The organism is Bacillus sp. 007/AIA-02/001 (genome assembly GCF_004634455.1).
GTDB classification, from domain to species: Bacteria; Bacillota; Bacilli; order Bacillales; family Bacillaceae_G; genus Bacillus_A; species Bacillus_A cereus.
The window spans coordinates 1-13147 of record NZ_SEIY01000022.1; the positions used below are offsets into that span (position 1 = coordinate 1).

The window sequence follows — 13147 nt, forward strand, 5'->3', positions numbered from 1 at the left end:
TCGCTTTAGTTCTTCTGTATATTTTTGAAATGATTGTCCTTTTCTTGCCATAAAAAAATCCCCTCCAGATAAAACAGTATTGAGTCCATCATATCAGATGGACTCTTTTTTTACTGTCTACCTATAGGGGATAATACCAACCCGCGTCCTCTTTTTTATTGGTGATTTTGTTGAAATTGACTCAATAAAATAATACCAAATATTATTTTACTTTCAAATAGTGAAATATTAAAATTTACAAATAAAATACATTCGTCTTATTATTTTAGTATATTTTTTACAAATATCCATATAGTATTGAAAAAACAGAGAAGGGGAAACTTCTCTGTTTACTTTTGTATGTCTTTTTCAACTTGTTCTCGAACTGTTTGAATGTAATTCATTTTATGATCCCAGCACTCTTGGCTTAAATCGACAGGGTATTCTTCAGGATTTAAAGTTCGCATATATTCTTCCCAAAATAGAGAGAGGCTCTGTTCATTATATTTTTGAATATCTAATATACTTGGTAGTTCATATGTTCTTTCACCGTTAACGAAAATGTCTTTATGCAGTTCACGGGCTTCAAAGTTTGTTACGAATTTACTTATATATGTGTGAACTGGATGGAACATTTTTAAGCGCTCTTCTTTTTCAGGTTCTTCAGAATCTAACGCAATATAATCGCCTTCTGCATGATCGTTAACCCGATTGATAATACGATAAATTCGTTTCAGTCCTGGAGTGGTAATTTTTTCAGGGTTAGATGAAATTTTAATCGTATCATTTAATTTTCCGTCAGTATCTTCAATCGCAACTAGTTTGTAAACAGCCCCCAATGCAGGTTGCTCAAAGGACGTAATTAATTTCGTCCCAACGCCCCATACGTCAATTTTTGCTCCTTGAGATTTAAGGTGCATAATTGTGTATTCATCTAAATCGCTAGAAGCGATAATTTTTGTATTTGTAAACCCTGCTTCATCTAGTAGTTTTCGTGCCTTTTTCGATAAATAAGCCATATCACCACTATCAAGACGTATGCCATAGAAATCAATACGATCCCCAAATTCTTTTGCAACACGAATTGCATTTGGAACACCAGATTTCAATGTGTCATATGTATCAACGAGAAAGACGCACTTTTTATGAGTTTCAGCGTATTTTTTAAACGCGACGTATTCATCGCGATATGCTTGAACGAAAGAGTGAGCGTGTGTGCCAGCTACAGGGATCCCAAAGCGTTTCCCAGCACGAACGTTGCTTGTAGAGGAGAAACCACCAATAAAGGCAGCACGCGTCCCCCAAAGGGCAGCATCGAACTCATGGGCACGTCTTGTGCCGAACTCTAAAAGCTCATCATTACTTGCAGCATGTTTCATACGTGCTGCTTTTGTTGCAATTAATGTTTGGTAATTCACAATATTTAAGAGGGCAGTCTCAATAATTTGTGCTTCACCAAGTGGTGCATCAACACGTAATAAAGGCTCGTTATTAAATACAACTTCACCTTCTTGCATACTACGAATCGTCCCAGTGAATTTCATATTTTGTAAATAATGAAGGAATTCTTCTTCAAATTGTAATTCTGCTAAATAAGCGATATCGCTTTCAGTAAAACTGAAATTTTCAATGTACTCTACAATTTTCTCAAGGCCAGCAAAAACAGCGTAACCGTTCTCAAATGGAAGCTTTCGAAAATATAAATCAAAAACAGAACGGCGATTATGAATACCATCTTTCCAATATGTATAAGCCATGTTGATTTGATATAGGTCTGTATGTAAGGCATAACTATCGTCTTTATAATGAGTCATCGCGAGAACACCTCCATAATTTGGTTATAGTATACCAATTTTTCACCATTGGTAGCAAAGAAGAGATATTGATGTGAAGTCAAGAGAGAAAAAAATGAAATTATGCATATTTTTTAGAAAATTTATATTTATCAATTTATATTTCTCCGAATTTTATGTATTATTAGAGTAATGGGGTAATGAGAATGGAGGAGGACAATGCAACAAACATTAGAAAAAATAGGCAAACAAGTCTTTTACAAACGGCTTCAGCAAAAAATGACACAAGAAGAATTATGTCAGGGCATTTGTTCTGTCTCATACTTAAGTAAGATCGAAAATGGAAAGATCGAAGCATCAGAAGAAATTCTACAATTGCTCTGCGCAAGATTAGAAATTGCTGTGACGGATTTGAGGGATGTAGAAGAAGATGTGAAGGGGAAGCTGGATGAATGGTTGAATGCACTAGTTCATTTGGACAAGCAACAAGTAGAACGTATATATGAAGAGTTGCAAGGTGAAATGAAGCATGTGTTGGATTTTGAAATTATAAATTATTATAAACTGCTGTATACACGTTATTTAATTATGAAAAGGGATTTTCCTGCTGTCGAAAAAGAGTTAGAGAGCTTAAAGAAGATGTACAAAAAGTATTCACCATTCCAAAAATTATTATATACGTATAGCAAAGGGTTATATTATTTTTTACAACATAGATATAAGAAGGCATTGGAGTATTTGACTCGAACAGAAGTAATGGCAAAGGAACAAGGTTATCATGAGAATGGAATATATTTCAATTTAGCTCTTGTTTATAATGAATTAGAAGTTGAACATATGACTTTACATTTTGCTAATGTAGCAATGGAAGGATTTAAGAATGAATATAAATTCCGTTATGTGATAAATTGCCAGTTACTTATTGCGTTGAGTTATATACAAAAAAAGCAATATAATGAAGCACTATCTATTTATAATAATATTTTGAGGGAAGCAAATTCTTTTGCTGATAAAGAAAGTATAACAGCTATTGCTTTAAATAATTTAGGCTTCTTGTACTATAACTTAAAAGATTATGCAAAAGCAAAAGATTATTATTTACAATGCCTAAAGTACAAAAAGGAAGAGGATTTAAATTATATTGATGCAGTGTATGAGATCGCTTTGCAGTGTATTGAATTAAAAGAATTTGAAGAAGCGAAAGATTGGATTAATAAAGGGATAGATGTTGCCAAGAGGGATGAAAAGTATAAAAGTATGCTATATATACTTTCAATGCTTAAGAATAAATACTTTGAAACGAAAGATGTTTATAAAAGATTTTTAGAAGTTGAGGCAATCCCATTTTTTAGAGGCGAAGAAAATAAAAAGGAATTAAAAATGGTGTATTTAGAACTAGCAGGATATCACGAGGAATTACTAGAATTTAAGGAAAGTAATAACTACTATAAATTAGCAATTAATTTATTAGAAGAAAAGGGAGGAAAATAATATGAAAAAAATAATTATTGGTGCTTTGGCTTTGGTAGCTGTATTAGTGGTATTGGAACCGCAATATGCTTGGACATCGGATATTTATGGTCAAGGAGAAAAAGTAGTAGAATTAATAAATTCTTAACAGAAACCCCTTTCCAACAGGAAAGGGGTTTTTCAATATTTGTTCCTCAAAATTCTACAAAACTTGAGAAATAAATTAATTGAATTTTTAGTATATTAATAGTGGAAACATAATGCTAATATGAAACTACTCTTTTTCAAAAAATTTTTTATTAGGGGGAAGGTTATATGAAAAAGAAGAGTTTAGCATTAGTGTTAGCGACAGGAATGGCAGTTACAACGTTTGGAGGGACAGGCTCTGCGTTTGCGGATTCTAAAAATGTGCTCTCTACGAAGAAGTACAATGAGACGGTGCAGTCACCTGAGTTTATTTCTGGTGATCTAACTGAAGCAACTGGCAAGAAAGCAGAATCTGTTGTGTTTGATTACTTAAACGCAGCAAAAGGTGATTACAAGCTAGGGGAAAAGAGTGCGCAAGATTCTTTCAAAGTGAAACAAGTGAAGAAAGATGCTGTAACTGATTCAACAGTAGTACGTATGCAACAAGTTTACGAAGGAGTGCCTGTATGGGGTTCTACTCAAGTAGCTCACGTAAGTAAGGACGGTTCTTTAAAAGTATTGTCTGGAACAGTTGCACCTGATTTAGACAAAAAGGAAAAGTTGAAAAATAAAAATAAGATTGAAGGCGCAAAAGCAATTGAAATCGCGCAGCAAGATTTAGGGGTAACACCGAAATATGAAGTAGAACCAAAAGCGGACTTATATGTATATCAAAACGGTGAGGAAACAACATATGCATATGTTGTAAATCTGAACTTCTTAGATCCAAGCCCAGGAAACTACTACTATTTCATTGAGGCAGACAGCGGTAAAGTATTAAATAAGTTTAATACAATTGATCATGTGACGAATGATGATAAGTCACCAGTTAAGCAGGAGGCTCCTAAACAGGATGCGAAAGCTGTTGTAAAGCCTGTAACAGGAACGAATAAAGTAGGAACTGGTAAAGGTGTACTAGGAGATACGAAGTCGCTTAATACAACGTTATCTGGATCATCTTACTACTTACAAGATAATACACGAGGGGCAACGATTTTCACATATGATGCGAAAAACCGTTCAACATTACCAGGAACATTATGGGCAGATGCAGATAATGTTTTCAATGCAGCGTATGATGCAGCAGCGGTAGATGCTCATTACTATGCGGGTATCACGTATGATTACTATAAGAATACATTTAATCGTAATTCAATTAATGATGCAGGAGCGCCGTTAAAATCAACAGTTCATTACGGAAGTAATTATAACAATGCATTCTGGAACGGATCACAGATGGTATACGGAGATGGTGATGGTGTAACATTTACTTCATTATCTGGTGGAATTGATGTAATTGGTCACGAGTTAACGCATGCTGTTACGGAAAATAGTTCAAATCTAATTTATCAAAATGAATCTGGGGCTTTAAATGAAGCGATTTCTGATATCTTTGGTACTTTAGTAGAATTCTATGATAACCGTAACCCGGATTGGGAGATTGGTGAAGATATTTACACACCTGGTAAAGCAGGAGACGCACTTCGCTCTATGAGTGATCCTACGAAGTATGGTGATCCAGACCATTATTCTAAGCGTTACACTGGTTCAAGTGATAACGGTGGTGTTCATACAAACAGTGGCATTATTAATAAACAAGCTTATTTATTAGCAAATGGTGGTACGCATTATGGTGTAACTGTAACTGGTATCGGTAAAGATAAATTAGGTGCGATTTACTACCGTGCAAATACACAGTATTTCACGCAATCTACTACATTTAGCCAAGCTCGTGCTGGTGCAGTACAAGCTGCTGCAGACTTATATGGTGCAAATTCTGCTGAAGTAGCAGCAGTTAAGCAATCATTTAGTGCTGTTGGTGTAAACTAAGGCTTTAAGGAAGAGCTAGTAATAAAATACCTCAAAAATAAAGAAGGAGCATAGGCTCCTTCTTTATTTTTTTCTCCATTTTTTCCACAAATAAAACAATCCAATAACGCCTGCGATTGTTACAACCCACTTCGCTTCATTTGTTCCGTTCATGACTTGGTATGCCGAATATACTTCAATCAATAAGGCCGGTATTTTACCTATTGTACTGGCAATACTGAAGGAGAGTAATGACATTTTCCCTAGAGCTGCAAATAAAGTCACGATACTTGATGGGATGAAAGGTATCAATCGAAACGATAGAACGAGTAGAAAGGCCTCTCTACCTTCTACATAAAGAAGACGCTCTACCTTTGGGTACTTATTTACTTTATCGTGAGTGAACTTTTGAAGGCCCAGGCGGTAAATATAAAACGAGATAATAGCCCCTAAGGCCTCACCTGTGATCGAAATGATTGTGCCATTTGTTACACCGAAGAGCTGTATATTAATGGCGGTTAAAAAGATGCTAGGAATAACACCTAAAAGACTAATGATGATGTTAATTAAGATACTAAGTGGAATTGCGATTGAATAGTATTCTGTTAAGAAATTTTGAATCGTTTCAGCCATTGTTTAAAATCCTTTATCTTTTTTTGCATTACACCATATTTCGATTGTATAGGCAAGGGGAAATTTACATAATGTAGAAAAACGTTGATAAGAAGGGGTCCTGATACCTTATATAGGTATTAGGTATATAAAAATAGGGGTATTTTAAATCGTTTTGAAAAACAGTATAAAACCCTTTTTATAAAAGGGTTTTATAATTATATTATTGGTGATTTTATTCGGGAAATAATTATAAAATATAGGGGGTATATATTATAAAAGGCGAAAAATAGAGGGTTGATGAAATTGCGCGGGTAAATATGGAAAAATAGATGAAAAAAATGAAAACTGATAGATTTTTTCGTTGTGAAATTGACTTTTAGTGAAGTTGCGATAATAATCATGGAAGAGGTGATATGATGAAACGAATAAGTAGTCTTTTCTTCAGTAGTTTATTGGCATTAATGCTGATCTTAAGTGGATGTGCAGGAAAAGAACAAAAAACAGAGAAACAGACAGGTAATCAAGCTACATCGGTAGAAAAAATTAGTGATAATATTTTAGATGAAATGGAAGGACCACCTAAAAATGGTCATACGATTGAAAGACATGTAGGCAAGTCAGAAGAGGATTTGAAGAATCGCTTGAAGACAGATAAAGTGTCAGCCGCAAGTACATACTATGATAAAGAAACAGCGACGAAAGCTGTAAAAGATAGCTTGAAGCAACATGACAAGGAAATTCAAGATTGGTTAAAAAATTCTAAAGAGGCTCGTCTCGTAGTAAATACAACTCATTCATTCCCTGTTGGAAAAACGGTAATAAAGAAAAATATGAGTGTAAAAGACAAGTTGGTAAAAACTGTTACTGTTTTAGCAAGAGATAAGTCAGGGGAATTAGGGTTTAAGATTATTACTTCTTATCCATCTGATAAATAAGAAGGGGGAGTACATTATGTATATGACATTACAATACTTTCTTAAATCGTACTGTACGTTAAGTATTCATGAGGATGAAATAGTAAGCGTGATGGAAGAGTTTATTGAACAAGAAGACGAAGAAATTGTTTTGAAATTACGTGATGAATTAATAAATATGAAGAAAAAGAACGCGTGGGAAGAGGCGTGTGTATTAGCTGCGAAGCAAGGAAATCGTATGTGGTCTTTAGAAGAAACGAAAGATCATCTTGAAACTTTTTTACTATTACTGCAAAAGAAAAAGGCGTGATTTAATCACGCCTTTTTCTTTATGTTATTCGGTTGATATTATCTATTCTTTTGGGGCGCTTTTATATACACTTTTTGAAATTTGTCCATTTGATATTACTTCCCCGTTTTGTGTTACTTTTTTATACGTAACCGCTGTGATTTTATCACTAGTCCTACTAATTACTTGAGAAGACACTTCAACATTTTTACCAGTATTTGTACCGAAAATGCGTGTAGTAATACTACCTCCATTTGAAAATGCTTGAATATAAATATGATTGCCTGTATTATTTTTAAATTTTAAATCTGGACCATAATCTGCTACTGCTGCATCTTGCCCAAGTGGTAAATAATTTACTGGCATAGAATGATTGCTTCGAGAAACAATTCCTAAATCAGCCCTTAAAGCGGCGCTGTATAAAGTACTACTGACTTGGCAAACTCCTCCGCCTGCACTTTGTATTACTTTACCTTGTGAATATACTGCTGCAGATTTGTAACCATGTGCAGCATCAGTTACGCCAACGCGGCCGTTAAAACTAAATGTTTCATCAGGTGCCACAATAACCCCACTTAAAGTATTAGCTGACTTATTTACGTTAAATGATTGATTTCCGTTACGGCCAGCCATTGGAGTAGAATATTCAGCAATGACTTCTTTAATACCCATTTTCTGTATATCTTCTGTAGAACGTTCTGGTTTTATGAATGTAACTGGTAATGTAACATCTGATTTACCAGTAGTAATAGCTTCGTTTGTTAAACTGTTTAGTTTTCCTTTATCAATTTTTTCTCCGTTTTGGCTTTGACTAACATTTACTGTTGAGCCTTCAATGCTTAATTCTGCATTAACAGGATTTTTTAATGTTTCATTATATTTATCTTTTATAAAGGTTTCATAAGCTGTTGCATTTAATTGTGGTGTTAATTTATAGTCACGTTTTAATTCACCGTTTTCAGCTTGCTTGCGCATTTTGTAACGATTCATTACGTTTCCTTCTTGTTCTTTGAAGATTTTGTCAATAATATCTTTCTCTTTATAATTTACCCCTAAATCTTTCCATGTGTAAGTTTGTTTATCGTTTTGGAATATGTAGGTAAGGGATTTTTGATCTAATTCAGTTACCCTTTGATTAATAATTGCTTGAATATCTTTCTTATTTTTTCCATCGAGAGAAATACCTTCAAATGTAGTATTTGGTAATGCAGTAGTATCTAATTGATTATTTAATTTGGATACATATTGATATCCCCCAACACCGCCTACACAAAGTAATATGCCCCCAGCAATTGCAGAACCAATCAGTATTTTACTTAGCTTCATTTATTTCCCCCCAGAAATTTATGTATAAATATATGTATTACATTTTTTGTATAAAAATGATGAAAATAACATTATGTACGTACTAGTATACTATTATTTTCACTGTGTGTGTAATGTTTTCATAAAAAATGTTACATCGCTGTAATAATTGTCACTTCTTGTCACAATGTGTATGAAAAATATGTTGAAAAATATAATAAAAAGGCTGTCTAGAATGATCTAGCAGCCTTTTTATTATAATTTTTTATGTTCATTTTTATTCGTAACACCGAGATGTTTTTGAAGGGTAGTTGAAATAGTATCGACGCTTTTTTCATTTGGCACGTAATAATAAATACCACCTATATATTTATCTGTACCTTCTACTTGCATTTTTTCCATCTTTAAATTTGAATCCATTGAATTTTTTGTAATTGTCATCATATCATCAAAAGTTAAATTGGTTTTTAAGTCTTTATCGACAGCGTCTAGTAGGCCACCGATTTTATTAATGGAATTAAGAGATAGTGCTTTTTCAGCAATGGCCTCTAATACAAGCTGTTGTCGTTGGCCACGCATATAATCACTATCGATGTGACGAGTTCTAGCTAGTGCCAGTGCCTCTTCTCCATTTAAATGTTGACGTCCTTTTTTTAGATGAATTGCATCTGCTTCATCTTTACTATTTTGCTCTGTGAATTCAACTGGAACGTCCACAGTAATGCCACCAAGAGAATCAACAATTTTAATAAAGGATTTAAAATTGAATTTTACATAATAATCAACTGGAACATCTAAAAAGTTCTCTACCGTATCAATTGTGCTGTCTACACCACCGAATACGTGCGCATGTGTGATTTTATCGTATTTATCACGTGATTTAATGTAGACGCGTGAGTCACGTGGAATGCTTACAAGTTTAACGGATTTATCGTTTTTATTAATTGTTGCAAGTAATAACGCATCTGTTCGAGTTGCTTTTCCATAATCTTTTTCCCTAATATCACTTTCATCAACACCCATAATTAGTACGGAAATGTTGTCGGTCATAGGTTTAACAGCTTTTTCACGTTTACTGGACTTTTCTCCTCGACCTAGTTCAGCATAAGCATTATTTAAGACGGACTTTGCTTTACTGTATATATGGAAGGAGTAGCCTCCTGCTCCAAGTGCTACAATTAGTAATGGAATAAGAAGGAACCAAAGTAGGCGTTTTTTCTTTGAGCGTCCTTTTTTGGCTCGCGTATCGTTGTTCGTGTCGGATTTCATCATTTTTTCTCCTTTAAAACTATCAAAGTGTATACATTTAGAAGTGTATTCAAACACATAAAAAATATTTTACGCTAAATAAAAGCGATTGTACATGTATAAAAAATAGATGTCTTGATTATTTATCCGGTATTAACGAGCAGTAAAACGCCCACCTCAAAGTCCAGTGAATACAATGAAGTTAGGTGGGAGATAACTGCCCGTAAATACCCGATTGATGAAGGCTAATAATCAGAGTGGGGATAGCCCCACTCTGATTAAAGTTTCACTTTATAAGACACCTATTCGTTATTGTATACAAAAGATAGGGATAAGAAAATGATAAAATTTTACCTAATTACAACATAATGCTTACGATAATTGCAGATAAAATACTAACGAGAGTAGCTCCATATAGTAATTTAAGGCCAAACCTCGCAACAACGTTTCCTTGTTCTTCGTTTAGTCCTTTTACCGCACCTGAAATAATACCAATGGAAGAAAAATTGGCAAAAGATACAAGGAAAACAGAAATAATACCAACTGTACGGGGAGAAAGGCTATTAGAAATTTTACTAAGGTCCATCATTGCGACAAATTCATTCGTTACAAGCTTCGTTGCCATAATGCTACCAGCTGCTACAATTTCAGAGCTTGGTACACCGATAAGGAATGCGATAGGTGCAAATACGTAGCCAATTAATTGTTGGAACGTAATACCGAATATAATGAGGAACAAGTCATTAATACAACTAATTAATGCGACAAATCCGATGAGCATAGCGCCGACAACAATGGCTACACGAAAACCATCAAGAATATATTCTCCAAGCATTTCAAAAAAGCTTTGTTTTTCACCTTTGATTTCTAAAATATCTTCGTCATCTTTAACGTCGTAAGGGTTAATGATGAGTACGATAATAAAACCGCTAAATAAATTGAGAACGAGTGCAGTTACTACATACTTAGGTTCAATCATTGTCATATAGGCACCTACGATAGACATAGATACGGTTGACATAGCGGAGGCACAAAGTGTATAAAGACGGTGTTTTGGAATTTGAGCTAATTGCTTTTTCACTGTAATAAAAACTTCTGATTGGCCGACAATGGCAGAAGCGATAGCGTTGTAAGATTCTAATTTCCCAAGACCATTTATTTTACTAAGAAAGTACCCGATCCAACGAATGGAAAATGGTAGTATTTTGAAATGTTGTAATATACCAATTAAAACAGAAATAAAGACGATTGGTAATAATACAGTAAGGAAAAATGGCATTTCACCTTTATTTGCAAGACCACCAAATACGAAATTTATTCCATTAGCAGCATACTCGAGTAGCTTTGTAAACAAACTGGAAATGATTCTAATAAGTATGAGGCCGATTTCTGTATTTAATAGTAAATAGGTTAAAATTAACTGTATAATAAGCATGATAAAAATTGGTTTAAATTTAATATGCTTCTTATTATTGCTAGCAATATAAGCGAGCAAGAAAACAACAATTAATCCGACGAAAAAAGTAATGAATTTCATGGTAAGCCCCCTAAAAGAGATATTCTGCTATATATGTTTTTCATTTCAAGGGAGAATATGCATCTTTGGTAAAGAAAGGAATAGAGAGAGTATGAATATATGTAGAGTGCATCACGTTGCAATTATTTGTTCGAATTATGAGACGTCAAAGTATTTTTATACTAGAATATTAGGGTTTAAAGAAATGAATGAAGTATATAGAAAGGAACGAGATTCTTATAAATTAGATTTATGTGTAGGAGAAGAGTATCAAATCGAATTATTTTCATTTCCAAATCCGCCTGAGCGCAAAAGTTTTCCAGAAGCAGCCGGTCTTAGACATTTAGCATTTGCTGTTACAAATATAGAAGAAGCTGTGAAGCATTTAAATCAATGTGGTGTTGAGATCGAACCGATCCGTATTGATGAAATAACGGGGAAGAAATTCGTCTTTTTCCAAGACCCTGATGGTTTACCTTTAGAATTGTATGAGGTTTGAAAATTGGTGGATTTTATATAGAGTTGCTTTCCAATAATTGAAGAAACTAAAGTGAAACTTCTTTTTAAAAGGAGGTGTAACTTTAGCTAAGAAAGCTAAAGAGCATATGTGGATATTTTAAAATTATTGATGGTAGTCATTCTTATTGGGTTAACAGCATTTTTTGTGGCTGTTGAATTTGCAATTATTAAGGTACGTAGCAGTCGTATTGATCAACTCGTTAGCGAAAAAAGACGAGGTGCACTGGCCGCTAAAAAGGTAACTACAAATTTAGATGAATATTTATCGGCCTGTCAGCTAGGTATTACAATTACTGCTTTAGGGCTCGGGTGGTTAGGGGAACCAACCATTAAACATTTACTCGAGCCGTTGTTTTTAAAATTGCAATTCTCACCTGCAATTTCCAGTACAGTTTCATTTATTATTGCCTTTGCAGTAATTACATTTTTACATGTTGTCATTGGGGAACTTGCTCCAAAGACATTTGCTATACAAAAAGCAGAACAAGTTAGCTTATTGTTATCGAAGCCACTTATTTATTTTTACCGAGTTATGTATCCGTTTATTTGGGCTTTGAATGGTTCAGCGAGGGTTGTAACTGGTTTATTTGGATTAAATCCAGCTTCTGAACATGAAGTAGCTCATTCAGAAGAAGAATTAAGGTTAATCTTATCTGAGAGCTATGAGAGCGGAGAGATTAACCAAAGGGAATTTAAATATGTAAATAATATTTTTGAATTTGATAATAGAGTAGCAAAAGAAATTATGGTACCTCGTACGGAAGTTGTAGGCTTATATGAGGACGAACCATTTGAAACACATATTAAAGTAATCGCGCAAGAAAAGTACACGAGATATCCTGTATTTGGTGAAGATAAAGATGAAATTATTGGGATGGTTAATGTAAAAGATTTATTTATTCGTTATATGGATGGTAGTCGGGACGAGGAGTGCTCGATTATGCCATATACAAGGCCAGTTATTGAAGTGCTAGAAAATATTCCAATTCATGATTTACTATTACAAATGCAAAGAAAACACATTCCATTAGCTGTATTGTATGATGAATATGGTGGTACAGCAGGGATTGTTACACTAGAAGATATTTTAGAAGAAATTGTTGGAGAAATTCGAGATGAATACGATGAAGATGAGAATCCACCTATAGAGCATGTAAGTGAAGGCTATAAAATCGTAGAGGGAAAAGTGCTTATTAGTGAAGTAAATGATTTGCTTGGCATACATTTAATTGCTGATGATGTAGATACAATTGGTGGCTGGATTATGGTACAAAAACAAATCGTTGCTGAAGGAGATATTATTGAGAAACACGGTTTTTATTTTAAAGTCCTTGAAAAGGATATGCATCAAATTAAACGAGTGGAAATAAGGAAAGTAGGAGAATGATTTTCTATAAACTTTAATAAAAAGGATATACAGAAAAATAAATGTTTGCGCTTTCAAAAAAGGTACTATATAGTGAAGGTGGATACTGAAAAATTCTTCTGAATGATACTCGTGTTT

12 protein-coding genes are annotated in these 13147 nt (G+C 33.9%); 7 read left to right on the forward strand and 5 right to left on the reverse strand.

The genetic code is table 11. The annotated features are described in order from the left end of the window. Positions 1–329: 329 nt before the first annotated feature. On the reverse strand, positions 330–1793 hold the full coding sequence (locus ES895_RS25900) for a nicotinate phosphoribosyltransferase (RefSeq protein ID WP_016112134.1): 1464 nt from the start codon (positions 1791–1793) through the stop codon (positions 330–332). A 198-nt stretch (positions 1794–1991) separates the two neighbouring features. Here ES895_RS25900 and ES895_RS25905 point away from each other — a divergent pair, with 198 nt between their 5' ends. From ES895_RS25905 to ES895_RS25915, 3 genes are all read left to right on the forward strand, one after another. Beyond that, entirely contained in the window at positions 1992–3263 is a 1272-nt protein-coding gene (locus ES895_RS25905; protein WP_001187937.1) for a helix-turn-helix domain-containing protein, read from the forward strand. A gap of 1 nt (position 3264) precedes the next feature. Then, on the forward strand, positions 3265–3390 hold the full coding sequence (locus tag ES895_RS25910; RefSeq protein ID WP_000720172.1) for an NprX family peptide pheromone: 126 nt from the start codon (positions 3265–3267) through the stop codon (positions 3388–3390). A 167-nt stretch (positions 3391–3557) separates the two neighbouring features. Next, positions 3558–5258 carry a M4 family metallopeptidase gene (locus tag ES895_RS25915; protein WP_053514406.1) on the forward strand — a complete coding sequence of 567 codons (1701 nt, stop codon included), beginning with the start codon at positions 3558–3560 and terminating at the stop codon, positions 5256–5258. A 63-nt stretch (positions 5259–5321) separates the two neighbouring features. Here the strand turns inward: ES895_RS25915 and ES895_RS25920 are convergent, their stop codons facing one another. After that, complete coding sequence (locus tag ES895_RS25920; RefSeq protein ID WP_044584122.1) at positions 5322–5870, reverse strand: TVP38/TMEM64 family protein; 549 nt, start codon at positions 5868–5870, stop codon at positions 5322–5324. Positions 5871–6268: 398 nt separating this feature from the next. Between ES895_RS25920 and ES895_RS25925 the strand changes: the two genes are divergently transcribed. After that, entirely contained in the window at positions 6269–6787 is a 519-nt protein-coding gene (locus tag ES895_RS25925; RefSeq protein ID WP_000822695.1) for an RNase A-like domain-containing lipoprotein, read from the forward strand. A 16-nt stretch (positions 6788–6803) separates the two neighbouring features. Continuing rightward, a complete protein-coding gene (locus tag ES895_RS25930; RefSeq protein WP_000282019.1) occupies positions 6804–7076 on the forward strand; it encodes a hypothetical protein in 273 nt (90 codons plus the stop codon). A 42-nt stretch (positions 7077–7118) separates the two neighbouring features. Here ES895_RS25930 and ES895_RS25935 read toward each other — a convergent pair whose 3' ends face one another. The 3 genes from ES895_RS25935 to ES895_RS25945 all read right to left on the reverse strand — a co-directional run bounded on the left by ES895_RS25935 (position 7119) and on the right by ES895_RS25945 (position 11145). Further along, positions 7119–8381: a VanW family protein gene (locus ES895_RS25935; protein ID WP_000777362.1), complete on the reverse strand. Its 1263-nt coding sequence runs from the start codon at positions 8379–8381 to the stop codon at positions 7119–7121. 234 nt (positions 8382–8615) lie between these two features. After that, positions 8616–9632, reverse strand: a complete 1017-nt coding sequence (locus tag ES895_RS25940) for an LCP family protein (protein WP_001986019.1) — start codon at positions 9630–9632, stop codon at positions 8616–8618. Between the two features lie 334 nt (positions 9633–9966). Further along, on the reverse strand, positions 9967–11145 hold the full coding sequence (locus ES895_RS25945; RefSeq protein WP_135238750.1) for a NupC/NupG family nucleoside CNT transporter: 1179 nt from the start codon (positions 11143–11145) through the stop codon (positions 9967–9969). Between the two features lie 91 nt (positions 11146–11236). Here ES895_RS25945 and gloA2 point away from each other — a divergent pair, with 91 nt between their 5' ends. Together gloA2 and ES895_RS25955 are read left to right on the forward strand one after the other, a co-directional pair. Then, complete coding sequence (gene gloA2, locus ES895_RS25950) at positions 11237–11623, forward strand: SMU1112c/YaeR family gloxylase I-like metalloprotein (protein WP_001017684.1); 387 nt, start codon at positions 11237–11239, stop codon at positions 11621–11623. A gap of 108 nt (positions 11624–11731) precedes the next feature. Next, positions 11732–13030 carry a hemolysin family protein gene (locus ES895_RS25955; RefSeq protein WP_000353322.1) on the forward strand — a complete coding sequence of 433 codons (1299 nt, stop codon included), beginning with the start codon at positions 11732–11734 and terminating at the stop codon, positions 13028–13030. Positions 13031–13147 lie beyond the last annotated feature (117 nt).